The organism is Luteolibacter ambystomatis (assembly GCF_018137965.1).
In the GTDB taxonomy this organism is placed as follows: Bacteria; Verrucomicrobiota; Verrucomicrobiia; order Verrucomicrobiales; family Akkermansiaceae; genus Luteolibacter; species Luteolibacter ambystomatis.
In genome coordinates this window covers 2949878-2974892 of record NZ_CP073100.1, presented here as the reverse complement: position 1 = coordinate 2974892, position 25015 = coordinate 2949878, and the positions used below count along the sequence as shown (strand labels likewise).

The following is a 25015-nucleotide window of genomic DNA, read 5'->3' as shown; positions in this document are numbered from 1 at the left end:
CACCTGAGGCGATGGGGTGCGGGTCCGCGAGGAAAAACTGGCGCGTGGTGGATTACTTCTCCTTCGTCTCCACGTCCGGCAGGAACACTGTCAGCAGGCCCAGCAGCGGCAGGTAGGCGCAGATTTGGAAGACGTGGTTGATGCCGGTGTGGTCCGCGATCTTGCCGAGCACCGCCGCGCCGATACCCGCGATGCCGAAGGCCAGTCCGAAGAACAGTCCGGCGATCATACCCACCTTGCCCGGCAGCAGTTCCTGCGCGTAGACGAGGATGGCGGAGAACGCCGAGGCCAGGATCAAGCCGATGATCACGCTGAGCACCGCCGTCATGCCGAGACCGGCGTGCGGCAGCCACAGCGAGAACGGAGCCACGCCGAGGATCGAGCCCCAGATCACGCGCTTTCGCCCGAAGCGGTCGCCCACCGGTCCGCCGAGGATGGTGCCGGCCGCCACCGCGAACAGCAGCAGGAACAGGTGATACTGCGCGCTTTGCACGGACACGTGGAAGCGGTCCATCAGGTAGAAGGTGTAGTAGCTCGTCAGCGAGGACAGGTACACGTACTTCGAGAACGTCAGCACCACCAGCACCAGCAGCGCGGTTACCACTGTGCGGCGCGAAGGCTGATCTTTGGTAATGGCTTCGGTGCGTTTCGGCCTGCGCTGGATGCGGTGCAGGTTTCCCGCCTGCCAGCGGCCTACCTGATAGAGCACCACCACGCCCAGCAGCGCGACGACGGAGAACCACGCGATGGAGCCTTGGCCGTGTGGCACGATGATCAGCGCGGCCAACAGCGGGCCGAAAGAGCTGCCCATGTTGCCACCTACCTGGAACAGCGATTGGGCGAGACCGCGGCGCTTGCCCGCCGCCATGTGCGCGATGCGCGAGGCCTCCGGGTGGAAGATCGCGGAACCGCTGCCGACCATCGCGGCCGAGGCGAGGATCATCGGGAAGCTGGATGCGTGTGACAGCGAGATCAGCCCGGCGAGCGTCAGCCCCATGCCAACCGGCAGCGAGTAGGGCATCGGCTTGCGATCGGTGAGGAAACCGACCACCGGTTGCAGCAGCGAGGCGGTGAGCTGGAAGGTGAAGGTGATGAGGCCGAGCTGGGTGAAGTTCAGCCCGTAGGAGGTGGTAAGGATGGGATAGATGGACGGAAGCAGCGCCTGGATGGTGTCATTCAGCATGTGCGAGAAGCTGATGGCGAACAACAGCGCGAAGACCGTGTTGTGCACCGGACGTTCTGTAGCCGTGGCGACGGCTGCCGCTTCGTCGGATTGAGCGAAGGACTCTTGCATGAGGACCACAAGGTGCGTCCAACGCCGCTTGCGGACAACGCGCCCGACCGGGATCAATCTCCAGAAGAATGGTATTTTTCTCGGATATTCTCCCGGAAGTCGGCCGGGGTGGTTTTTTCGTAGCGGCGGAAGAAGCGGCTGAAATAGGAGGGATCGTCGAAGCCGAGGCGGTAGCCGATTTCCGAGATGGTGAGATCGGAGTGGAGCAGCAGGCGCTTCGCATCCAGCAGACGACGCTGCCGGATGTGCTCGCCCGCGGCCCGGCCGGTTTCCTCGCGGACCACGTCGTTGAGGTGGTTCACGGTCACGCCGAGTTGCCGCGCATAGGACTCCAGAGTCTGCCAGTGGTGAAAGTGATGTTCCACCAGCAACTGGTACTCGCGCACCAACCGCGGGCCGCGGGTGGTACTGCCGACCGGATGAGCATGGCCATACCAGCGGCTGGCGCGGACGAAGAGGATTCGCAGCAGGGCTTGCAGGATCTCCGCCGCACCCGGTTGGGCGGCATCGTATTCCTGCTGGATCTCGTTGAGGAGGCTGCGGGCGATGGTGGCCTCATCCTCGGAAAGCGGCAGCCACGGTGGAGCGTAGGCGGTGTAGTAGAACGGCAGTTCCGCGAGCAATCCGGCATCCCCGGTGTGGGCGTTGAAGAACTCCCGGGTGAAGGATACCACCGTGGCTTTGGCTCCTGGATCGGGCGTGGCGGTGTGGACCTGGCCGGGGCTGACGAAGAACAGGATGGGACCGGAGAAGGTGGTTTCCCGGAAGTCATGCATCAGCTTGCCATGGCCGTTGAGCAAGGTGACTTGGTAGAAGTCATGGAGATGCGGATGGCCGCGTTGCGGATCCTTCCGCATGGAATCCATCAGCGGCATCGCCACGAAGCCTTGGCGGCGCAGGTGTTCCTGCCCGTAGTCGATCATCTCGATCTCCGGGACCGTGCGGCGCTTCATGGCTTATGGCGAATCGGCCGGAAAGGGATTCGCGCTGAGGCGCATTTCCACCTCCGCTTGATCCGGAGCATTCACGGGAGTGGCTTTGCGACCGAGCAAAGGCAGCAGGAAGCCGCCCCAGATCACCAGGCTGGCGAGAGCGGCGAGGGTGAAGAAGCCACGCGAGGCACGCGGGGTCATGAGGTGACGCACACGTGCCTCCAGTGAAGACATCTCCGCTATCGCCAGACCGGCGGCATCCATGCGTCCGCGCGCGGCGAAGCGGCAGAGCATTTCCGCGTAGCGGTCGGCACGGACGCCGGTGTCGATCACGCGGCGGTCGCAGGCGTGCTCGCATTGGAGAGCAAGGCGACGGTTCATCCAATGCACCAGCGGGTTGAACCAATGCACGGCCACCGCCATAGCGGCGATCCAGCGGACAAGCGGATCGTGGCGGCGGTGATGGGCCAGCTCGTGGAGCAGCACCGTTTCACGCGTGGAGTCGTCCCAAGTCGCCCAGCCTGTCGGAACAAAGATCGTTTTGCGGAACACGCCCGCAGCCACCGGACCACGAAGGCCATCCAACTCGCGGATCTCCACGCCATCGGAAGTGGTCTCAATGAACGTGGAACGCCGATGCCAGCGGGTGAGACCGATGGCGGAGAGCATGAGCCGGGTGGCACAAAACAGGAATCCTGCCAGCCAGAGCGCGGTCAGGACCCAAAAGGGAAATATCGGCGCAGCCGCGGGTGCCTCCGCCAGCACTGGCGCGGGCAGCAGCGGGATCTTCGGCAGAAACAGGAACAACGGCGCGATCGCCAGCAATGCCAGCGCGAGCGTGGTGAGGCGCGGATCGCGCGAGGCATCGCGGCGTCCGGCCAACCAGACGGCGGCCGCGGCGAGCAAGGGGAAGACGATCAGCGCGTTCATGGCGGCGGGTTATTTTTCCTTCGGCCCGATCAGGCTGCGGATGCGTTCGATCTCCTCGCCGCTGAGCTGTTGGTCCTCCGGGTCCAGCAAGGATGCCACGAGATTCTCCGGACGTCCCTCGAAAAACGTCGCGAGCAACTGTTTCAGAGCGGAACGCTTCGCCTTCTTTTCCGGGACGGCAGGGCTGTACACGTAGCGGCGGGATTCCTTGCCGTGCTTCACGTGGCCCTTCGTTTCCAGCGTCACCATCAGCGCGCGCACGGCGGAGTAGCTGGGCGGGTCGCTCATTTCGTCCATCACTTCCTGCGCCGTGGCCTTGCCGAGGCGGAAGAGGATGTCCATGACCTGCCGCTCGCGGCGCGAGAGCTGGCTTTCCAAAGGCTTCATGCGGCCAGTCTGGCACGTGCTAAAAATTCCGCAATTAAAATGCTGAAAATTCAGCATTGGTGTTGACGGGAAAGGCGGGCGCGGGGTGTCATGGCAGCCGATGAAAACGACTTGGAAGTGGCTGGCATCGGCTCTGATGGCCTGTGGACTGAATTCCTGTGTTTCCTATGACAACGGCAACGCGGACATCGCGCCGAATGTGGTCGCAGCGCGCCGAACCGCGGATGCCGCGGCGAGCCAGGGTGCATCCGCCGAAAGGAAGGGACTGGCGACTACTGCGGGATCGACGGTCAGCATCGGCGCCTCCGCCAGCGGCGCGAATGGCGGAGGCGCCGGTCCGTATGGCATCGACTCCATCCACTACAACGACCGGGCGGGACTGACGGCCATGGGCGTGCCGGACACACCGATCAACGGGATCTTTCCGGTGGCGGGCGGCGTGCTCGACTGGGGTATCAAGGGCAGGTCGGACTTCCTGCCGAGCTACTACAGACCTGGTAACACTGGAGGAAAAGGCCTGCACTTCGTGGAGGGGAAGAGTGGGGATGAATATTCCGTGGTATTCTACAACCGCTGCAACAGCGACCTGCTGGTGGTGCTGAGCATCGATGGCGTGAATGTGAAGGATGGCCGTCCTGCGGGTGTCAATCAGGCGGGGTTCGTGATCAAGGCCGGGGCGATGGATGAGGTGAGGGGCTATCCCACCGACCGTTATGACGGCAAGGCCTTCCGGTTCACCTCCGTGGCGAACTCGAAGGTCCGGTATTCGACCGGAGACACCCGCAATGTAGGCGTCATTGGCATCGCGGTTTTCAAGCCGCAGGGCGTAGATCCATGGAAGTGGGCTAAGACGGAGACTCCGCGCGGCGGGATGGAGTTTTAAGGTGGTGGATTTTTAAATGCTGGAAATGTAGCATTATTTGATTGACGTGTGGGCTTGAAAATGCTGTTTTTTCAGCACTATGAAACTTCGATGGTTGATCCCCGCGACGGGCCTGTTGGTGTGGATGCTGAATTCCTGTTCAACGACAAGCGCTGGCGGGGGCGCATTCAAGAGTCCCTATGGTGAGAGTGCTTCGAATGCTGTCACCGGAGGGCGCAGTCCTGGTGATGGGGTGATTTCACGCAACCGTATTGATGCCATCCTGAGCAATCCCAAGAGGAGCGGGAGCAGTGCATCCGCCTCGGATGCCTTCGCCGCACCGAAGAAGGAGCGCCCGGGATTGGCCACCACGTTCGGGCGTAGCATCAAGTCGGCGATGACCTCCACGTCGTTTGATCGCGCATCTTCACGACCAGCGGGCATTGATGCGATTTACTACAATGACAGGGAGGGTTTGAAGGCGATGAACGTGACCAGCGATGAGACAACCGAGGGTTTTCAGACGGTCGCAGGTGACATGCTGGAGTGGGGGATCAAGGGGAACTTTGGTTTCCTGACCAGCTACCGCTCCTATTCCCACGGACGCGGCTATCGTCGTTTCGTCGAGGGCACGCACGGTGGCACTTACTCGATCGTCCTCCACAACCGCTGCAAGTGCGACCTGCAGGTGGTGCTCAGCGTCGATGGTCTCGATGTGATCGACGGCAAAACCGCGAGCGTGACGAAGCGTGGCTATGTGGTGCCCGCGGGTGAGACGTTGGAAGTGGAAGGCTACCGCACCGGCTACAACTCGGTGGCGGCGTTCCAATTCTCCACGGTGAACAATTCGTATGCGAACCTTTCCAAAGGGGATACTCGTAATGTCGGCGTAATCGGCCTGGCGGTCTATACGCCGAAGGGCCAGGACCCGTGGACGTGGATGCCGAAGGAGATCAAACAGCGTGAAACGGCCAGCCCGTTTGCGAAGGCTCCGTAAGTTTTTGGTGGGTATCCTCAATGACAAGAAAGGCCGCGGGATCACTCCCGCGGCCTTTTTGAATTCATGTGCAAGACGGATGCTTCACTTCTGGTTCAGATACTCCCAGATCGCCTCGTATTGCTTGCGGGCGTCACCCTCGAGCACGTCGGTGCGTTGCGACTGGTTGCCCTCGGAGTAGCGCGGCATCTTGGTGCCGGGCGTGACGGACGGCGGGTTGTCCATCCAGCGGTAGAAGTACTCGTCGCGCAGGCGGTCGTGGGCCAGTTTGAGGTTCACGCCCTCCACCTCGAAGGCGGCGGTGGGCTTGAGATCCCCCATGGCGTGGCAGGTGATGCAGCCGAAGCCTTCCGCGCTGAAGAGTTTCTTGCCGATCTCCGCGTGAGCCGGATCCACCTTCACTTCACCCGGCTTGCCGGGCTCGATGCCGTGCAGGCGCGCGAAGCCTTCTGCAAGCGCCTGGGCCCTCGAGTGGAAGGCTGGCATGCGCATCAGCAGCCACGGACGTGGCTCCGGTTTGGCGGTGCCCTGGATCATTGCTTCGACGTACGAGGCATGCAGCATTTCACCGAGGAAGGTGAAGTGCGGGCGGTTCTGGGCGACGCGTTCATCGAGGTGCTTCAGATCGGCCACCAGCGAGCGGCTTTCGTTGTGAACCTCATCGAGCAGCGAGGCCTTGCCATCGATGGAGTGGCAGGACACGCAACGCTGCGAGGTGATCTCGCGGCGTACATACTCGGCGGGGGTGTCGCGGGTCAGCGGCTTGCTGCCGGTCTTCGAGAAGGCAACGAGGGCGAGGCGCTCGTTGTCATCGAGGTTGAGCACCGGGGCCTTGCCGCGCTTCGGTGCGGGAGCGACGCAGCCGGAAGCCGACCAGTCCTTGGCGAAGATCGTGTCGAGTGCCGGTGCCACGGCCTTTTCCGCCATCGGCAGACCGGGATGGCAGGAGCCGCAGTTCAGCGCTTTGACGAATTCTTCACCCCGCTTGCTGTCTCCCTTCGGCGCGGTGCCGGGGAGCTTGGTTTCCTTGCCCGTGGAGGCGGTGGTCAGGAACGAGGCGAGTCCCGCGGCTTCGTCATCGCTGAGGCGGAAGTCCGGCATGCTGCTGGAAGAGTGGAAGGCGTCCGGCTTCTTGAGGAAGACGGCTAGTGCTCCGGGCTGGAACTTCGAGGCGACGTTGTTGAGCGGGATGCGCTTGTGGTCCTTGTCCGGTTCCGCTTGTGAGGGGAGGGTGTGGCAGGCCACGCAGCCGAGGGTATGGAAGGTTTCGCCACCTTTCTGCGCCAGCGCCTTGTCCACCGGCTTGCCGGGTTCGCCGCCGAGCTTTTGGGACTCGGTGATGAAGGCCGCGATGTCCGCGGATTGCTGGCGGCCGGCTTCGGTGGAGGCGTCGACCAGCGCGGGCATGCGGGTGGAAGGGCGCAGCGTGTGCGGCGCGGCGATCCAGCGCTCCAACCATTCGCCGGTCACGCGGTCGCCTTCACCCGCAAGCAGCGGTGCGAATTCGTTGGTTTCCGGCATCGGCGTGGCACCGAGTCCGCTGGCGGGCACGTGGCACTTCGCGCAATGGTTGGACGCGAAGAGCGCGCGGCCCTGGCGCTGGAGCTCGCCGAGTTTCACCGGTTCCGCGGCTTCCGTTTTGAAGGCACCGGGTGGCACCGATTGCTTCGGAAACGCACGTTCCTCCCAGAACAGGCGGAAGCGTCCGGAGCCATCCGGCTGGCTCTTGTAGGTGATGGTGATGTCGTGGTCGCCGGGATTGAGGCGGGTGCTTTCGGAAGCCTTGGCTCCGAGCGTGCCGCTCTCTTCCAGCAGACTCTTGCCATCGACGGAAACGGAGGCGGAGCCGGTGCCCTCGAAGGAGAAGGACAGGCGCTGGCGTTCGGGCAGAACCAGCTTGCCGGTCCAGGTGACCTCGAAAGCACCGGGAGCGAGGAACGGCGTGGCCGGTTCGCCGGCTTTTACCAGCAGGGCGGGCAGCCGGTCGAGGCGGGAGTCGGTGGCGTCTCCAGCCTTGAAGGTCGCGCTGAGTTCGGCCTGCGCGGTTGCGAGCGCGAGACAGGAAAGAATCGAAATTCGGATCATGACGGACTGGCCCGGCATACTAGCGGATAGCGCGCCGGTTAGCATGAAAATTGGAGAAAAATCCGGATACGGAAAAACGGGCATCCCCGGTAAAAACCGGCGATGCCCCGTCGATGATCCGTATCAGGGAACGACGTACACGGTGCCGGTGACGTTGCTCTTGACCGGGTTGCCGTCCTTGTCCTCCAGGTCGTAGCCGACCTGGAGCTGCATCGAGGGCTTCATGCCTTCCAACGCCAGCTCCACCGTCCTGCCATCCGACGACAGCGTGGCGGAGGTCACCGTCACCTTGTCGCGCTGCTTGACGTTGTGCGACTCCTTGGTCATCGCCGCTTCCTCGGCCGCCGCGTCGCGGTGGTCCACCGAGAACTCGCCCGAGCCATACTGGCTGGAGCGCACGTAGTTCCACCGCAGCACCGCGTAGCTCGCCGGGTCCTTCGCCAGCTCCGCGTCCAGCGGCTGGGCGAAGTGCAGCTGGTGCCGGTGACGTTGCTCTTGACCGGGTTGCCGTCCTTGTCCTCCAGGTCGTAGCCGACCTGGAGCTGCATCGAGGGCTTCATGCCTTCCAACGCCAGCTCCACCGTCCTGCCATCCGACGACAGCGTGGCGGAGGTCACCGTCACCTTGTCGCGCTGCTTGACGTTGTGCGACTCCTTGGTCATCGCCGCTTCCTCGGCCGCCGCGTCGCGGTGGTCCACCGAGAACTCGCCCGAGCCATACTGGCTGGAGCGCACGTAGTTCCACCGCAGCACCGCGTAGCTCGCCGGGTCCTTCGCCAGCTCCGCGTCCAGCGGCTGGGCGAAGTGCAGCTTCACGCCGGTCCTGCTCACTTCATACTTGTCCGGTGCCGGGAGCGGCTTGCCGGTGTAGCGCACGCGCTGGAACGCGCACTCGGTGGCCGCATTGGTCTGCCAGCCGCGGAAGCCCAGCACGTACATCGAGCCGTCCGTGGCGAAGCGCGCGCGCATCGCCGAGGACTGGAGCTTGATTGGCAGCTTGAGACTCCGGCCTGCAGGCGGTCGCCCGCCCGCTGCGGCAGCACCCGGTAGATCGAGGACTGGCCGTAGGAGAGGTGCAGCATCTCGCCGGGATTGACCCCGAACTTCGCGCCTTCCGGCACCCACACCTGGGAGGCGCCGGAGTTGTCCATGTCCATCGGCAGGTAGCACAGCGGCTCGGTGTAGGGCTTGCCCTTGCCGAGCTCCTGGCGAGTGGGCTCGCAGCCGAAGAACACCGGCAGCTCGGAAGCGCGGGCGAAGTTGATCTTGCAGGCCGGCTCCCACGATCCCTCGTTCTCCCCGGCGCTGATCTCGCCGTTGGGGCCGACACCCACGCCGCCGGGGGCGCGCAGGCCGGTGGCGACGACCTCGAGCTTCTTCCCGTCCGCGCTGACCTTGTTGATGGTGCCGTTGTTGGGCAGGGTCTTGTCGAAGCCGCGGCCGCCGGACTTCACCGGGCCGGCCTTGGAGAAGTAGAAGTTGCCCTGCTTGTCGGTCTGGAGGTCGAAGGCGAACTCGTGGAAGTTCTCGGTGACATAGACGTCGCGGTTGAAGGCCTTGAACTGGTCGATCTCGCCGTCGCCGTTGAGGTCGATGAGCTGGGTGATCTGGTCGCGGCCGTTGACGTGGATGATGCCGTTGACGACCTTGACGCCGAGGGGCTCGAAGAGTCCGGAGGCGACGCGCTGCCAGACGAGCTGCTTCCAGTCGCCCTTGAGGCCCTTGACGACCCAGACATCGCCGTTCCAGGCGGAGAGGGCGGCGCTGTCGTCATCGATGAAGTCGAAGCCGCCGAAGCGCAGGTTGGCCTTCCACGGGTTGCCGGTGGGCAGGGTGGCGATGTCGGTGGCGTAGGGCTCCCTGGTGTCGGTGGAGACCTTGCCTTCGGTGGTGATCTTGTCCTTCCACAGCGGGGCGCCGCCCTTGAGCAGGGTGGCGAAGTCCGGTGCGGCGGCGGGCTTCGGCTCGGCGCCGCGGGCGTAGGCGACCTGGGCGGTGGTCTTGTCACCCTTGGCGAAGCGCAGCAGCAGGCGGCCCGGGGACTTGGGGTCGGCGGCGAGCTTGCCGCCTTTGGTGGTGACAGTCAGGCCGTCCTCGGATTTGGCGGAGAGGCCGTCGGCGGCGACGGTGAAGGGCTTGGCCTCATCGGCGGCGACGGTGGTGAGGTCGCTCTTGCGCTCGGCGAGGTCGAAGGAGCGGGTGACGGTGCCATCCCTGGCGGCGACGGTTTCGAGCACGCGGCTGCCGAGCACGGTGTAGTCCAGCACGATGGTGGAACCGGAGCGGAAGTAGCCGTTGAAGCGGGCGTGGTCGAAATTGCCGTAGCCGGGGATCTTGCGGGAGTCCTCGAAGGAGCCCTTGGCATCGGCCCACTTGGCGGTGCCGCGTGCGGTGTTGAAGACCGGGGTTTCATCGGCGAGGGCGACGAGGACGGCGTGCTTGCCGGTCCACGGGGTTCCGCCCCAGTGGACGAATCCGGAGTAGGCGTTGACGAGGCCGAGGGTCTCGGTGTCGAAGAGGGCGTGGGACTGGCCGTCGCCGAGGTCGAGGAGGATGCCCTTGACGGCGGCGAGGCGTTTCTGGCCCTGGAAGGTGTCGTCGAAGGTGTTCGACCACGCGGGGCCGATCTGCATTTCTTCGTACCAGTTCGCGGCGTGGAGGGCTGCCGTGCTGGCGGCAAAGGTGGCAATGATCGAAGCAGTCTTTGACATGGTGGTATGCACGATGATGAGAGGCGAACTCTACGACGCCAGTGCTACAGGTCTAGCAAGGTCTCAAAAAAAGCCATGCAATACGGTGGAACCGTCCGGACTCCGGCGTGCGGGGTTGCACCGCGGGCGGATCGCTTCTAGTGATCGGCATGTGGGAATCACTCATCGGCTGGGCGGGCTGGGGGACCGTGGGAACGGTCGGCGCCTGGATCGTCACGGCCTGCCTGCTGATCGCGGGAATGATCGGCTGCGTCCTGCCGGTGCTGCCGGGGCACTTGATTTTGCTGATTGCCGCCATCGCGCACCGGCTGATGCTCGGGCGCGAGGGCTCCGGATTGGATTGGTGGTCCTTTCTGGTTTTGGCGGTTTTGATGGCGGCGTCCCAGGCTTTCGAACTCTACAGCGGAGCGGCGGGAACGCGCTGGTTCGGGGGGACCCGCTGGGGCGCATTCGGCGCATTTGTTGGCAGTATTGTCGGCATGTTTTTCATGCCGTTCGGACTGCTGCTCGGGCCCTTGATCGGGGCGCTGGCGTTCGAACTGATCTTCGCCCGAAAGGAGCTGAAGCATGCCACCGTGTCTGGCGTGGGTTCGGTGGTCGGCACCGTCACCGGTCTGGTAGTGAAGCTCGCTGTCGGCGTGCTGATGCTGCTGTGGTTCTTCCTCGATGTGTTCTGGATCGGGAAGTGAGGTTCGGACCGAAGTCAAATATCCACCTGCGAACCCCGTGAAATCCGCCACGGCGCCGCTTGCTTGTCGAAGGGAGGACCGGCCGATCCAGCCGCGGGTTCGCTTCCATCCAGCCGGAACAGCGGCAGCACCGGCAATCCCTCCGGGGTTTTGGCCGGATTCGCTCCGACTTCCTCGATCAGGAGGTAGGCGAAAAAGAAACCGCCCGGCACCTCGCTGATCAGGATCTCGATCGGATAGTCGGTGTTGTCCCGCGCCTCGAAGGTTTCCCCGACTCCGAGGCCCTTGATGTATTGGCGGGCGTGGGAGGACAGGCCCGGGTAGCCGTAGGTCTGCAAGGGCAGGGGCATCGAAAACCCGCGTTCCTTGCGAGCGAACTCCCTGGCTTTTTCCGGTTCCTGCAGATTGGCCATGTTGCTGAAGATTTGGAATCCCCCGGTGGCTGACTCGTAGCCGTAGTCGAAGACATTGCGGCGGTTGAAGCGCACCGCGAGGATGTCGTCTCCGGCTCCCACGAAGCGGAACTTTCCGGAATGAGGCGGCCGCACCATGCCGCGGTAAACAACCATCCAGCGCGAACCCGGCACATTGCAGTTGAAAGCTTTCGGTGCGGACCCGGCATCCATGGAGGGAATGAAAACCTTCGTCTGATAGACCTTCTGTGGGGCTTGGTAGTAGGTGGATGCGAGGGTGCGTTCGTTCCAGCCGCGGGAGACGAAGTGGTGAACGACCTCGCGTGTTCCGGAGATGATCTGGTCCCAGTTCGTCTTTTCCCCCAGCTCGCTCGGACGCCCCTTCGGATTCTGCTTGAGATCGTAGAACGTGCCGACGAGGGCGTTTGCATTCGGGTCGAGCATGCCGAAGGGATTCATGGTTCCCGCTCCACCACCGAGACCGGGACCTTTGCCACTGCCGAAGCCCTTGCCATTTCCATCCCCGCGTCCGCCTCCGGAACCGCTGCCGCCGAGTCCTCCCGACAAGCTGCCGCCGCCGGGCGCGCCGACCGAAGACATTGCGGAGGACGGGTCCGCCTCAGGCAGTGTGAAGTTGCTGGTCGCTCCCTTTGCCACCATGCGCGGCGCGTTCGGCACCGACATGGTGGCGCGCTGCTTCTTGTTGCTGATTTCCTTCACACCCGGAGAGCCTCCGCCCCCGCCCTTCGGCATGAAATCCACGTCCGTCTTTTCTTCCGGCATGATCTGGAAGATCCAGAAGACTCCGAGACAGAGCAGGATCGCGTGGACGATGAGCGAAATGGAGAGCGATCCTCCACCGAGCTTGCGCCAGAGAGACTGCCGGGTGCCGTGTGGCTGTGGCGTGGGATGTCCGGTGGTGGAGTCGGAGGTCATGCGCTGCGGGCTTCGGTTGGCGGCGTCCCATCACGATGGGGCCTGCCAATCTCCACGCTATCACGCTTCCGGGTTTCCCGAAGGGCATGCGCATATCCGGGGCCCACATGATCCTACTCGTTTGTGTAGGTGGTTCCCGGCAAAGGGACTGACAAACATGTTAGAGCGGTGATCGGCTGTGATCGCCGCCTTCTTGTTCAGCATTTGCATTATCGTCCGCCTCCGGTTCACCGCCGTGAGTGCGGGAGGGACATTCTCCGCCGGAGCCTGATGCCGAGGCGAAGATAAAAACACAAAAACACAACATCCAAAAACCCTGAGATAATGTACAAGAAAACAATCCGGATATCGTTCGCCGTTGCGATTTTCGCCTGCGGTGCAACCATGGCAGATGCACAGATCGGCTCCGGCTGGACCCAGCAGACCTACACCAAGGCGGTCCATCTGGACAACGAAAGCGGGCTCCAGACCTTCAGTTGGGCCTCCTATCGTTCGGTGGGCAGCGGCACGATCTGCGCCGACTACCAGGGCGGCAGTTCGGCCTGGGCGGATACCACCGAAACCTTCCGCATTCTGGACAACCGTTCGAACCGGTCGGAGATCCGCATCTACAACGACTACAGCACGGGGAGCCGGCAGTTCCAAGGCTATGTCACCTTCAGCTCTCCTCTGAACGACGAGTGCCTGATGCAGGTATGGGGCAGCACGAGCGGTGCCACGCAGATGATGATCCGCGGCTTTTCCGCCAGCGGCGGTACGTTGCGGGAGGGCAGCACGGTGCTGGCCACGAGCTGCTATGGAGTGGAAAAGCGGGTCAACGTGATCCACTACCAGGGCAACTACTTCGAGATCTGGATCAACGGATCGGAGAAGAAGCAGTTCAACGATACCGAGGACGTCAGCAACTACTGGAAGTACGGCTGCTATGGTACTTTGACGACCGGACCGGTGACGGTGCAGTGGCGGCAGGTGCGCTGCTATAGCAAGTAAACCGGGAACCGCTTGAAACCATCCTTTCCGGCTCCGGCATTCCATGCCGGGGCCGGGATTGTCCGGTGCCGCGTGGCGGATGGAATGGACTTCCATCATCCGTGCGGTGCCGGAAACCCTGATGCGAGATATGAACGGGATTTCCTTTTTCCGTAGGGCGGCGCGTACTTTCCTGACCTTGATCCCTGCCGGGATCTCCGTGTCCGCAGCCGAAAACGAACCTCTGGACTTCCGGCCACCCGTGAACCTGACGGCGGTGGTGAAGGACCGTGATGTCATATTGAACTGGCGGAATGCGGCGACCGCTCCGGGCGGGTGCTGGATCGAGTTCAATACGCCGGGAGACGATTTCACGAAGCTCGACGCCGCGTGGCCGGAGACGACGACATGGACCCACCGGAAGGTGATGCCGGGAGCGGAATTGAGCTACCGTCTGGTGCCATTCTTCGGCAAGCCTTCCGCTGAAACGGTGATCACCACGGGCACCGTCCCGGAAGGCGTGGCGGGAAAAGAGGAGGAAGGTCCGCTGCCTGGAGCCGCCGCCGCGGGTGACATTGCCAGGGCCTCCATCCGCGCCGCCGGCAGCTTCGCAGCGGCCGTACCGGATGGACTCACCGCGAGACTTTCCTTTCCGACCAACGTGGAATTGCGCTGGCAGGATCGTGCCACGGATGAGGACGGCTACCTGGTGGAAGTGGCCGAGGACAGGGAAGGGGCGTTCAAGTTGTGCGCTCTCCTCCCGCCGGATGCCACCTCATTCCGCAAGATCCAGCTCCCCGCGGGGACCTTGTGCCGGTTCCGCGTCCGCGCGTTTTTCTATGGAGAATCATCCAATCCCGCCACAGTGCGGATACCTCCAGCCGCCCTTGAGCGGAAATAGCCACACGCCATGAAAGCGAAAGGCGCCTTTTATCTGTCGCTGGGACTCAATGCCGTGTTGCTCGCATGGCTGGTACGCGTGCCGGAAGAAAAGAAGGTAGAGACAACCGGGGACGCTGCGAACGAACCGAAATCCCTCCGGCGGAGTGTTCCCCGGCTCGTCTGGATCGACCGGCTGCGGGATGAAGGCATCGGGGAGCACCTGATCGCGTCGCTGGCTGCCTCCGATTACGAAGACCGGTGGCAAAAGCGTCTGCTGGAGATACAGCAACAGCTTTCGCGGGGGGAGATCGACGCGGCCGATATGGAGAACTTCGTGGCCGGGCACGAAGCCGGGCTGGAAAGCCGGATGCGCGATTGCCTCGGTGATGCGGGTTTCCAGGCATGGGATCGCGAGAGGGTGCTGCGGGGTTTTGACATGGAGCGCTTGAAGTTGTCGGCTCCGGAAACCGATGACTTGTTCCGTCTGCGGAAGACTCTGGATTGCAAGACCCGTGACCTGCAGGCGGCCTTGCTGCGGGGGGAGATCGACGAGACGGACCTGGAACGGCAGACGGAAGCGAACCATGAGGACTATGAGCGGGAGCTGAAAGGGCTGCTCGGCCAGGCTCGCTACGCTTCGCTGCAGCCCGGCGACAGCGAGGTCGGAGAACTGTACCGCGACCTTGCGCGTGCCGGTGCGAGTGGCGATCAGGTCGATGCCGCTTTGGCAATCCAGCAACAGTGGCGGGAGGCGCGGGCCCGGGCGGATGACGAGCGGCGGTTGAACGGCCTCACCGATGAGGAGTTCGAGCAGCAGCTCCGCACCCTGGATGCGGGGCGTGACCAGCGTCTGCTGGAAATGCTCGGGGGAGACACTCTGGCCGATCTCCGGATGCACCAGGATGGCCGCTACCAGACCCTGCAACGGTATGCCGGAGCATGGAATCTGGGCGGGGGCGACATCGACTACCTGTATTCCGAACTAAGGGACTACGATGAGAAGGTCCGGAATCTCCGGCAAAGCAGCGGGGCCGGTGGAAATCCCGCGGATGAGGAAGCGGTGGAAGGCTCACTGCGCGGTCTTGCGCGCGAAAATGAGGCGAAGCTGCTCAACTATCTGGGTGCGGAACGTTTCGCACGGCTGAAGAAAAGCGGGGTGCTGGCCGGATCTCCGTGAGGAGTTCCTGATGACTTCCCGGACCCTCGTTCAATCCAACTGGTACTCACCATCCTCATCCATGCCATACCAACCCAGCTTGCCGAAGGCCTTGAGGATGGCAGGTGTGGGATCCGGGCTGTCGTCCTCCGCATGCTCGATGGTGGCGGCGCGTGTGAGGCCGCGCATCGACTCGATGCTGATCACCGTGCGGCATCCCTCGAGATGGATCCAATCGCCCCAGTTCTTCGCGTCGTGGCGCGGCTCCAGTTTCTGCTTCCGCAGGGCGTCGAGCACATCGCGGATGGTGCAGGGATCTTCGGACTCTGGGAGATGAACGACGGTTTCCATGGGACGAGCGGAAGCAAGTATGCCGGGAATCATTCCAGAATGGAAGAGGCTTCGCACAAACGTGCGTAAAGTCCGTCACGTGCGCGCAATTCGTCATGCGTGCCCTTTTCGACGATGCGGCCTTTTTCCAGCACGCAGATCATGTCCGCCTTTTCCACGGTGCTGAGCCGGTGGGCGATGACGAAGCAGGTGCGGTCGCTGCGCAAACGTTCCAGTGCTTCCTGCACGAGGCGTTCGGTGCGGTTGTCGAGCGCGCTGGTTGCTTCATCGAGCAATAGCAGCGGCGGATTTTTCAGCAGCGCGCGTGCGATCGAGAGCCGCTGTTTCTCGCCGCCGGAGAAACGTACGCCGCGTTCGCCTGCGACGGTGTCGAGTCCTTCCGGCAGCTTGCGCACGAAGGCACCGGCGTTCGCCGCATCGAGTGCTTCCCAGAGCTCTTCGTCGGTGGCGTCCTGCTTGGCGAGCAGCAGGTTCTCGCGCAGCGTGGTGTTGAAGAGGAAACTCTCCTGCGTGACGTAGCCGGTGTTGTCCCGCAGCCATTCCTTCGAAATGCACTCGATGTTCCTGTCATCGAAATAGATGGCACCGGTTTCCGCCTCATAGAAGCGCGTGAGCAGATTGAGGATGGTGGACTTGCCCGCACCGGTGGGACCCACCAGTGCGATGGTCTGGCCGGGTTTCGCCTCGATGTCGAGCCCGCCCACCGCAGGCGTGTCCGGATCGTAGCTGAAGCCGACGTTCTCAAAGCGCACGCCGCCGTGGAAGGCCTCCGGACGGTCGCCTCCGGTGAGGTTCACCTCGTCCGGCATGTCCTGGATCGCGAACACGCGCTTGGCGGAAACCTTGCCGCGCACGAAGGTCTGCGTGAGGTTGTTGATCCGCGAGATGGGATCGAAGAGGAAGCCCCATGAAATGAGGAAGGCCATCGGCGTGCCGACCGACATGTGGCCGTTGAGCACCGACCAAGCGCCGTAGGCGATCATGACGACGATGCTGGACTCGGCGAGCAGCGAGACCGTGGGCCACACCATCGCCTGGCCCTTCATCACGCGCATGTGTTTCTCACCGACATTGCGGCTGGCGGCATCGAAGCGGCCGAGCGCTTCCGGCTCGACCGTGTAGGCCTTGATCTGGCGGATGCCGGCGAGGTTGTCATGCAGCAGCGAATTGAGCGCGGAGGTGGCTTCGGAGGATGCCCGCCAGCGTGGCTCGGCGCGCTTCGAATACACGGAGGTGATCACCGCGATGATCGGAAGCGGAGCGAGAGTGACCAAGGTCAGCTCCCAGCTTTTCCAGAACATCCAGCTCAGGATCATCGTGAACTGGAGAATGGCGGGCACGGTCTGGTCGATGGCCTCCACGATCATGCGGTCCATCGTTGGCACGTCATCCGCCACGCGCGACATGATCTCACCGGACGAGTTGGTGTCGAACCACTTGATCGGCAGCCGCTGGAGCTTCGTATAGAGCGCGACCCGCAGATCGTGGGTGAGCTTTTGTTCCAGCGCATTGTTCGCATAGGTGCGGAGGGTGAAAAGAATCTGCCGCACGATGATCGCGCCGACCCCGAGCAGGGCTGTCGGGATGAGCAGGTCGCCCCGCTTGTTGCCGATCACTTCATCGATGAACACCTGTGTCACGCCGGGCAGCACCAGCACCAATGACGTGCAAACGATCGCCATGACGAACGAGACGGCGGCGCGCCCCGGATAGCGGGCGAGGGCGGGTTTGAAGACGCGGGTGATGACGGCCATGAATGACCCACAATTAACGCCACCCCGGGATTGAAAGCAAGTGGCTCCAACAAACGCGGGCCATGATGGATGAAGGATTGCACGGGAGGCCGCGGGGCGTTAGGCCGAGGGTGACATGTTGTATTTGCTGGACCTCATCGGAGTTTTCGTCGCCGCTGTCTCGGGCGGATTGGCGGGCCGTCAGAAGGGCATGGACTGGTTCGGCACCTTTGTGGTCGGCGTGATCACCGGCGTGGGCGGCGGCACCTTGCGCAGCCTTTTGATCGGAGACGTGCCGCCGGTGGTGCTGCGGGATCCGGCTTACCTCGGGGTAGCGGCCTTTGCTTCGATCGTGGCGTGGTTGGCGGAACCCCTGTGGTGCCGCATGCGGCGCGCGGTCTCGGTGGTGGACGCGGTGTCGCTGGGCGTGTTCGTCTCCATCGGCGTGCGGGTGTCACAGAGCCATGGTCTCGCCTGGTGGGCGTGCATCGCGCTCGGCGTGATCACCGGAACGTTCGGCGGCGTGTTGCGGGACATCGTGAGAGCGGAGGTGCCGCTGATTTTCCGCAAGGAAATCTACGCCACCGCCGGGATCATCGGCGGTGCGGTGCTGCTGGGATTGGACCGGCTTGGCCTCAATCCCGATTTCGGGCTCTATTTGGCGACGGTGGTGGTGGTGACGATCCGCCTGCTGGCGATCCGCTATTCGTTGAATCAATCGGAGGTGTGATCAAGGAGTGGTGGCTTTCGGACCGCCACTCCCAGTCATGGCTCGAACACCATCGTCTTCGCCCCGGCATCCGGGTGGATGACGAGCACGGCCACGCGCTTGATGCGGATTTCCGGATCGAACGAATGGGTGAGGTAGTCGAACTTCCCGCGCAGGTCGGTGTAGCCGTCCTTGAGGAAGGCGGTGGTGCCATCGCGTTTCTCGACATACACCTTCACGTAGCTCTTCACCAGCGGCTTGCCGCTGGCATCGAGTGCCTGCACCGTGCGCTCCGCCGGATTGCGCAGCAGATCGATGGCGCGGCTGTCCAGCACCCGGAGCACCTGCTTCGTGCCGGTGTCCGCGGCGACGAGCACGTTGCCGTGGCGGAAGGACTCCGGCAATTCCACGCGGGTTTCGCCGTTGTCGGAAAGCGCCACCTCTCGGGTTTCGTTCGCGCGGATCGGAGGCAGGGCGTTCATGCCGCCCTTGAGGAACGGGTCCTTCGAGAACAATACTTCCAGATCGACATGGAAAAGCTGGAGGCGCGTCTGCTTGAGCGCGCGATGTTTCAATTGCAACGCGCCATCGGCATTGGAGGCGATTTCCAAGGAGGGCTCCATCTCTTTTTTGTCCGGTGTGGCGGCCGCGGGGCGTCCCTTTGCCAGCGTGGCGATCTCGTCCGCCTGTGAGACCACTTCGGCAAAGCGACCGCGCCACAGCGCCAGCGGATGATCGGCGTAGCGCAGGGCGATGGCGCGGGCGTCGTCCGGTTTCTGCATCGCGAAGAGCAGCACCGCATGGAGATAGTCGTAGGCCGTGCGGCCCGGCAGCTTGGCGGCGTCGATCTTGTTGAAGCGTTCGATCGACTCGGCGGTGCGATCTTGAAGCTGGAGCATCAGAGCCAGGCGGAGTTGGTCGCCATCATCCAGCGCGGGTTTCCACGCCAGCAGGTCGAGCTGCTTTTCCTGGAACTCCGCGGCCTCCTGATTCGACAGTCTCGGATTTTCGGCGAAGCGATGTGCGCGGCGGTTCACCAGCGGATCGAACTCCAATGTCTCGAAGTCGAGATGCACCTGCGGGCGGATGTCGAGCAGCGGCGATGTCAGCCAGCCTCCGGATTTCCCAGTCATCTCGGAGTTCTCCAGGCATTCGCGGATGGCGATGGCATCCCGGTGCTTGAACCCGTAGGCGGAAACTCCCATCGAGAAGACCAGACGTTCACGCAGCAGGGCGGTGACGGTGGTGAAGAAGGCCTTGTCCTGGAGCCGCCACAGGATCTCATCGAGATCCAGCGTGTGGAGGTTGTCGCGGCGGAGTCGCTCCAACACCTGCTCGTTGGTGCCATCCCGCGCGAGCACCGGCCATGAGGCCGTGTCCGGCGCGGCGGCTTCCGCATCCACCTGGAGTTTCCGCGCCTCGGTGTGGGCGAGCACGGTGTCTCCCTCCGTGACGTGCAGCGGATAGAGCGTGAAAGCCCCCGGGGCGGGGAAATAGAAGGCCATTTCGAGGTTCTCCACGCCGTAGGGTTTCAGCGTGACGGTTTTCGAGAGGGTCACCGGCAGTCCCTTCAATGGCATGGCTCCGGCGGGAATCTGCGCGAGCACGTCCACCCGGCGCTCGTCGCCGGAGGGATTCGTGATGACGAGCGAGATGCCGTAGTGCTCGCCTGCGACCAGCTTGTCCCCGAGGCTGGCCTGCTGCCTGCGGCCTTCCACAGTGCGGTGGCTTTCATCGAGGCGGTGGAGGGTTTCCCGCACCAGCACCGGCGCGTCCTTCGCCACCTTGTCGGTCTCGCGGGTGTCCTTGTAGAACAGCAGCATCGGTGCGCGGGCCTTCACGTGCAGTTTCGCGGCCTCGGCTCGGACTTCGGGCTTGTCCGCGTGTTCCGGAAGGTCCAGCAGCGCGAGGCACATCAGGGCTTCGTTCGCGTTGTGGATGCATTCGTTGAAATGGGGCGAGAGGAACGGGCCTTTTCCATCCCACGAGGCGAGGTCGATCCAGAAGCGGTTGAGCGGGATGAATTCCTCGTCCGTGGAACCACGGTATTTGTAGTAATTCGATTCGCGCCACACCCGGGTGGTGTCCGGATTGAGGACGGGTGGAGGCAATATCAGTGCGCTTTTGTAGGAGGTGGTTGCATCCGGCGCGGCGAAGGGATCGGCCGGCGCTTCCTTGACGCCGAGTGCTTCGTTCAACTGCTCGATCTTGTCGAGTTCCGTGGGCGTGCTGGTGACCAACAGTTTGTTTCCCACCAGGGTTGCGGTGGCTCCATCCGGAAACAGCACTCCGGCTTTCTTCAGCAGTTCCGAGATGGCGGGGCGGGCGGACAGCCTGTTCTGCGAGCTGCTGGAACTGGATGCCGCGGCGAACGGGTCGGCGGGAGCCGCCGCTTCGTTTCCTTCCAGCATGGCACTGAAACCGTCAGGCACGGTGAATGAACGCGTGAAGAAGTCCTCGCCGGTTTCGGTCAAGGCCGTGAAAACGACGGCGTATTCCTCCACCTTGTAGCAGAGGCGTGAGGAACCGCAGATGTATTTCAAGACCGTTCCCAGAGGGACATTTTGCAGTTGCAGCTTTTTGATGCGCATTTCCCGCGTCTCGGGTGGAGTTCCAGAAGGAAAACGGACCACGAAGTTCACTCCCTTGCGGCTTGGGTCGATTTCGACGGTGTCAAACTCCCTCGATTTTCGGCGTAGCTGTTCCGCCGCCTCCTCCAAGGTCATATCTTCAAAATCGATCGACGGGATGATGATGGCCCGGAGCTTCTGGCCGATGTAGGAGGCTCCCGTCACCCTCGGCTCGGACAATACCTGATCCACGGTCGCACCCGACGTCGGGGCGTTCCTCGCGAGCCCCAGCGAATCCGTCTCTGACAGCCCCTGTCCGCGCAAGGTGGCGAGGAACAGATTGTTTTCCGCATCCGCATCCGGGCGGTCCAGTTCCCAGCGCTGGCGCAGATCCGTGGCGATGCGTTCGCGGGCGGCAGGCAGGGCGTGGGCCAGCAGGGCTTTCTCCGCCGCATTGAGTTTTTCCCAAGCATAGGGCCGGAGGTAGGAAGTCAGATCGCGTTCCAGCAGATAGTCGTCGATGAAGGTCGGCTCCATCTTTTCGGCGAGGCGCGGCTTCACGAACTTGTCGAAGAAGGCGCGGTCTTTGCGGAACAGGAACAGATGCAGCTCGTGGCCGGAGGATTCATTGAGGGCGGCGAGCTTGTCAGTTTCCTTCAATTCCGACCAATCCTTGAGAAAGGCGAGGTCTGAGAGGCCGTGCTCCGACTGTGGCGTGGCACCGGCGAGATAGGACCAAGCCTCCTCCAAGGTGGTGAAGGCGCGCCAGTCCGCATCCAGCATGTTGTCGATGGCGGTTTCTTCACCTCTGGCGAGAAACGCCGCGCCGCGCGTGCCGGTGTGGTGCTTCGTGGGATCGAGTGGCCGGTTCAATCTCAGGTCGCGGAGCGGAGGCGAGGACGGTGGCAGCGGTATGATCGTGCGGCTCATGAACGAGCCATCCGTCACCACGACATGAATCGACTGGCAGGTGCGGAAGTCATCCAGAGGCATTTGGAAGGAACCTTTCAGCCCCGGTTTCATGGAATAGCGGACCACGGAGTTGCTCGCGAGGAAGTCCATGGCGGCGCGGTCCGACAGAACGGCACTACCGCCGGCCCCTCGCGACAACTTGTTGTTCCCGCTGGCCATACCCAGGACGCCGTCGGAAGTGATGCGGCCTTCATCCCCCAGCCTGGCGGCATTCTCACGGGTGGTGGTTTCCTGTGCCGTCCAGCGGTTCACCAGCATGCCCGGACGTGGCAGCAGCGTACCCGGATAGGCGGTGGCGCTGCGGCGGTCGAAGATGTAGCGCATCTCATCGTCCTGCTTCCGGTCCGTGAGATATGAGCAGCCCTGAAAGGTCTGATCGTGGTAGCCGCGCCGCGGACGTTGGTGGGGAATCAACGCATTCCATGAATCCCCCGGATGCAGGAACCTCACTCCGACCAGCGTGATCCGGGTATCGGGTGTGAATCCCGTGAGCTCCAGATCCAACGCTTTTTCGGAAAGCGTGCTTTTCACGATGGAGGGGAGAACGGGCATCTGCCGGTGCTCGATACCAGTGAACCCGAAGATCAGGTCTTCGCGCCCGGGACCGGAAACCAGCGGACCGGACAGTACCGTGATGGTCCATCGTCGGTCGTCCGCATAGAGAGCGTAGGTGCCCACCGGGAGGGCACGCACCACCAACTGGTTCTTCTCCACAGAAAGGTGATCGGATGCGTTTTCCACCACCTTGTCGTCCTGCCTGCGCATGAGGCGGAAACGAAGGCGGTCCACAGGACCGGCACCGGTGTCCACCGGGAGCTGCCAGGTGTCATGAGGTGTCATGGTGATGGCCTCCGCAAAATCGGGGCCGGAATGACGGAGGCTCTCCAGATCCAAGGAAGTATCTTCGATCTCGTTTCCGCTTACCACCAGGGTCTCGATTCCAGTGAGCGACCCCAATTCCACCTGCCCTTCGCCGTTGGTGCGGAGTGAGGCGCTCACCGGTTTGGTGTAGTCGCGGTGGGTGAATTTCACCTGCGCCGCCTTGGAGGCGAGCGGCTCGCCATTGCGACCGCGCAGATCCAGACGATAGCCGCGGGTGGTTTGCGAAAGGAGTGCCACGCCGGTCTTGTCGGTATCCAGCACGCCGTTGATCGCAAACTCGCGTTCGGTGGAGAGATTCTCCGGCTCGCCACCCGTGGTGGGAGTGACCTTTGCCGTCAGCCGCAGGCTGATGGTCCGGGCATCCGGTGGGACCAGGAAGTCCACGGTTTGCTCCGTCGCGGGTTTCAGCCCGTCCGAGATCACGCGCTGGGTCGTCACGCCATCGCCGAGTTTCGCGCCCAGGGTGAGAGTGAGGTTCTGCAGGCGTTCCAGCGGCAGCTCCACCTCGTGGTCCGTCAGAGCGAGCGCCATCCGCAACGTGGCCTTCTGGTTCGCAATGAGTTGTTCGCGATCCACGTGAAAGCGTGCGTCCAGAACAGGCGTGGAGGGCGTGAGGTCGAGGGCGATCGGGGCGGCGAGACCGGCTCCCGTGACGTAGGCGTGCGGCTTGTCGCTCTTGAAGCCGGCCTTCACGATCATACGGCCGTCCGCATCCGGCTTCAGCGCTTGTCCGTCCACATGCAGCGTGGCATCGGTTGCGGGCTTCCCGGTTTCATCGAACGCGCGCACGACGAACCCGCCGTCGATCCGCTCGGGGGTGGTCAGGAGCTTGCCCTTGCTGATGAGGGCACGGGCGGCCACGCCACGCGAAACGGTTTCCACGATCCAGATGCCACGCCCTTTCAGATCCGGCAGATCGATGGTCTCCTGATGGCGCACCAGCGGAGCCTGGGCGTAGGTCATGCGGATTTCCCGCTCCGGCACCAGGCCATCCAGGTCGAGACTGCTGGAGGGTTGCTCGGCATGGGTGGAATACCAGGCCGCGAGATCCAGCGGATAAATGCGGACGAGCAACTCCGGAGTGTTTTTCAGGACCAGTTTGAGTTTCACCTGGGCGTCTGCTGCCAGAAGCTGCGGCTGGCCCGGGGCGAAGGTGATGGTGGTGAGATCCCGCAGATCCCGGAAAGCCCCCGGATCGAGTGCGGCGGACCATTTCGCCGGATCGGCCCCGGCCAGCAGGCGGGCCTCCGCGTGGTAGAGGGCCAATCGTTTTTCCTCGATGAACGGCGCGAATGGTGCGGCGGAGTCCGCCGAGGAGAGGAAGTGATCGAGGTAGGCGGGAATCAGTTCGGAATCATTCGTCGTGGCAGTGAGCCGGGTGGCTTCGAAGAACCGGTCGTTTTCCGGAATTCCCTTGGCGGCATCGCTGCGGAGCAGCGGATGGGACTGCCGTGGCATCTCAAGATACTCCAGGAAATCGCGCTGGGGATAGTTGCCCAGATCGCGCTGGTAGGAAAGATGCGCCCTCAGTGCGGCGAGGTGCAGGGAGGCGAGGGCGGGAGGCAGCGTGGCGGTGAATTCGAGGCAGCGTTTCGCATAGTCGGCGCGGACGGTGACGTCCGTGAGCAATCCGGCATTGTCCGCCGGGGCCACTGCGGCGAGATAGCGTAGGACGAACTTTTCGTGGCCTTTCACCCGTGGCTCCAGACGCATGAGCTCCTTCATTTGGGCAACGGTGAGGTAGGCCGCGAGAGGAATGGACTCGGGCAGGTTTGCTTTCGGGCGCTGGGATGAGGGGGCGAGTTCCGCAGCGATCAACGCCGGAATGGCCGGGTGGTCGGCGCGGGCGAGATGCGAAAGCAACCAGCGGCGTTCCGCCTCGGGAATGCCCGGGCCTTTGTCCAGTTCCGCGTAGAGCGGGTCTTGCCTGTAGCCCTCCCATGGGCGATCCGGATATTGGGCGGCGGCTTCCTTCTCAAAGACTTCCCGGGAAACAGACTCCGGCGGCAGGGTGGATGGGAGCTTTTCATCGGCCTTCGCATCCGGCCGGGTGTCATTGAATTCCAGGCCGAGATGGCGGATCAGATCGTCGGCGGCCTTGTCCGGGTTGGCCGGCCACGCCAGCAGCAGGGCACGGTTTTCCAATTCCTCCAGACCCGCACTTTCCACCGGTCGTTCCTTGCGGTCGATCGCGGCGCGCCATTCCGTCAGGACGGCCTCACATTCCTTGGTCCGGCCGTTGAGCTGGTGGTCCAGAGCCCGGTAGAAATACCAGTCCCGTGTCTCCGGCACCAGCCGCCCGAGGGATTCGGTCCGGGTGGCGGGATCGGCGAAGCGTTCCTTGAACTCCAGATCCGCGGCGAAAAGGGGCATCGACAGAGCCAGGGCGATGAGGGCGGGGCGCATGATCCATCTGATTAGACGGGCGTTGCAGAAAGGGGAAGATCGAACGGTTCCTTTGCTCCTTTGGGAAAAGCCTATGCTCCCGGCACGGGTGAACCGGGAAGCCGCATCGGGAAAAGGATTTCCACTCCGCCCGCCTGAAGGCGGAACTAC

At 63.2% G+C, this 25015-nt stretch carries 19 protein-coding genes; 8 read left to right on the top strand and 11 right to left on the bottom strand.

The genetic code is table 11. The annotated features are described in order from the left end of the window. Positions 1 to 52 precede the first annotated feature (52 nt). Genes KBB96_RS11280 through KBB96_RS11265 form a run of 4 tightly spaced genes read right to left on the bottom strand, consistent with a single transcriptional unit; the run spans position 53 to position 3543 of the window. Positions 53 to 1294 carry an MFS transporter gene (locus tag KBB96_RS11280; RefSeq protein WP_211629537.1) on the bottom strand — a complete coding sequence of 414 codons (1242 nt, stop codon included), beginning with the start codon at positions 1292 to 1294 and terminating at the stop codon, positions 53 to 55. A gap of 53 nt (positions 1295 to 1347) precedes the next feature. Next, positions 1348 to 2247, bottom strand: coding sequence for a helix-turn-helix domain-containing protein (locus tag KBB96_RS11275; protein ID WP_211629536.1), 900 nt, complete (start codon positions 2245 to 2247; stop codon positions 1348 to 1350). Positions 2248 to 2250: 3 nt separating this feature from the next. Next, a complete protein-coding gene (locus KBB96_RS11270; RefSeq protein WP_211629535.1) occupies positions 2251 to 3156 on the bottom strand; it encodes a M56 family metallopeptidase in 906 nt (301 codons plus the stop codon). Between the two features lie 9 nt (positions 3157 to 3165). Then, complete coding sequence (locus tag KBB96_RS11265) at positions 3166 to 3543, bottom strand: BlaI/MecI/CopY family transcriptional regulator (RefSeq protein ID WP_211629534.1); 378 nt, start codon at positions 3541 to 3543, stop codon at positions 3166 to 3168. A 100-nt stretch (positions 3544 to 3643) separates the two neighbouring features. On the opposite strand from KBB96_RS11265, the gene KBB96_RS11260 reads away from it, so the two are divergent. From KBB96_RS11260 to KBB96_RS11255, 3 genes are read left to right on the top strand one after another with little or no spacing between them, the layout of a single operon-like run. Continuing rightward, positions 3644 to 4426: a hypothetical protein gene (locus KBB96_RS11260; RefSeq protein ID WP_211629533.1), complete on the top strand. Its 783-nt coding sequence runs from the start codon at positions 3644 to 3646 to the stop codon at positions 4424 to 4426. A gap of 54 nt (positions 4427 to 4480) precedes the next feature. Then, complete coding sequence (locus KBB96_RS21195) at positions 4481 to 4612, top strand: hypothetical protein (protein ID WP_264176973.1); 132 nt, start codon at positions 4481 to 4483, stop codon at positions 4610 to 4612. 46 nt (positions 4613 to 4658) lie between these two features. After that, positions 4659 to 5402: a hypothetical protein gene (locus KBB96_RS11255; protein ID WP_211629531.1), complete on the top strand. Its 744-nt coding sequence runs from the start codon at positions 4659 to 4661 to the stop codon at positions 5400 to 5402. An 84-nt stretch (positions 5403 to 5486) separates the two neighbouring features. On the opposite strand, the gene KBB96_RS11250 is transcribed toward KBB96_RS11255, so the two are convergent. From KBB96_RS11250 to KBB96_RS11240, 3 genes are all read right to left on the bottom strand, one after another. After that, a complete protein-coding gene (locus KBB96_RS11250; protein WP_211629529.1) occupies positions 5487 to 7487 on the bottom strand; it encodes a c-type cytochrome in 2001 nt (666 codons plus the stop codon). Positions 7488 to 7610: 123 nt separating this feature from the next. Beyond that, positions 7611 to 7850, bottom strand: coding sequence for a hypothetical protein (locus KBB96_RS11245; RefSeq protein WP_211629527.1), 240 nt, complete (start codon positions 7848 to 7850; stop codon positions 7611 to 7613). Positions 7851 to 8313: 463 nt separating this feature from the next. Continuing rightward, complete coding sequence (locus tag KBB96_RS11240; protein ID WP_211629526.1) at positions 8314 to 10197, bottom strand: DUF6797 domain-containing protein; 1884 nt, start codon at positions 10195 to 10197, stop codon at positions 8314 to 8316. A gap of 149 nt (positions 10198 to 10346) precedes the next feature. Here KBB96_RS11240 and KBB96_RS11235 point away from each other — a divergent pair, with 149 nt between their 5' ends. Beyond that, on the top strand, positions 10347 to 10886 hold the full coding sequence (locus KBB96_RS11235; protein WP_226373712.1) for a DUF456 domain-containing protein: 540 nt from the start codon (positions 10347 to 10349) through the stop codon (positions 10884 to 10886). A gap of 14 nt (positions 10887 to 10900) precedes the next feature. Here KBB96_RS11235 and KBB96_RS11230 read toward each other — a convergent pair whose 3' ends face one another. Then, positions 10901 to 12235, bottom strand: coding sequence for a hypothetical protein (locus KBB96_RS11230; protein WP_211629523.1), 1335 nt, complete (start codon positions 12233 to 12235; stop codon positions 10901 to 10903). Positions 12236 to 12619: 384 nt separating this feature from the next. On the opposite strand from KBB96_RS11230, the gene KBB96_RS11225 reads away from it, so the two are divergent. The 3 genes from KBB96_RS11225 to KBB96_RS11215 all read left to right on the top strand — a co-directional run bounded on the left by KBB96_RS11225 (position 12620) and on the right by KBB96_RS11215 (position 15263). Then, positions 12620 to 13225 (top strand): hypothetical protein, encoded by a 606-nt coding sequence (locus KBB96_RS11225; RefSeq protein ID WP_211629521.1) that lies wholly within the window; start codon positions 12620 to 12622, stop codon positions 13223 to 13225. 199 nt (positions 13226 to 13424) lie between these two features. Continuing rightward, positions 13425 to 14105 carry a fibronectin type III domain-containing protein gene (locus KBB96_RS11220; protein WP_211629519.1) on the top strand — a complete coding sequence of 227 codons (681 nt, stop codon included), beginning with the start codon at positions 13425 to 13427 and terminating at the stop codon, positions 14103 to 14105. A gap of 9 nt (positions 14106 to 14114) precedes the next feature. Continuing rightward, positions 14115 to 15263 carry a hypothetical protein gene (locus KBB96_RS11215; RefSeq protein ID WP_211629517.1) on the top strand — a complete coding sequence of 383 codons (1149 nt, stop codon included), beginning with the start codon at positions 14115 to 14117 and terminating at the stop codon, positions 15261 to 15263. A 30-nt stretch (positions 15264 to 15293) separates the two neighbouring features. Here KBB96_RS11215 and KBB96_RS11210 read toward each other — a convergent pair whose 3' ends face one another. Together KBB96_RS11210 and KBB96_RS11205 are read right to left on the bottom strand one after the other, a co-directional pair. Continuing rightward, a complete protein-coding gene (locus KBB96_RS11210) occupies positions 15294 to 15593 on the bottom strand; it encodes a hypothetical protein (protein WP_211629515.1) in 300 nt (99 codons plus the stop codon). Positions 15594 to 15622: 29 nt separating this feature from the next. Then, positions 15623 to 17347 carry an ABC transporter ATP-binding protein gene (locus KBB96_RS11205; RefSeq protein WP_211629513.1) on the bottom strand — a complete coding sequence of 575 codons (1725 nt, stop codon included), beginning with the start codon at positions 17345 to 17347 and terminating at the stop codon, positions 15623 to 15625. 115 nt (positions 17348 to 17462) lie between these two features. Here KBB96_RS11205 and KBB96_RS11200 point away from each other — a divergent pair, with 115 nt between their 5' ends. After that, entirely contained in the window at positions 17463 to 18056 is a 594-nt protein-coding gene (locus KBB96_RS11200) for a trimeric intracellular cation channel family protein (RefSeq protein WP_211629511.1), read from the top strand. 35 nt (positions 18057 to 18091) lie between these two features. Here KBB96_RS11200 and KBB96_RS11195 read toward each other — a convergent pair whose 3' ends face one another. Continuing rightward, positions 18092 to 24865: a hypothetical protein gene (locus tag KBB96_RS11195; RefSeq protein ID WP_211629510.1), complete on the bottom strand. Its 6774-nt coding sequence runs from the start codon at positions 24863 to 24865 to the stop codon at positions 18092 to 18094. Positions 24866 to 25015 lie beyond the last annotated feature (150 nt).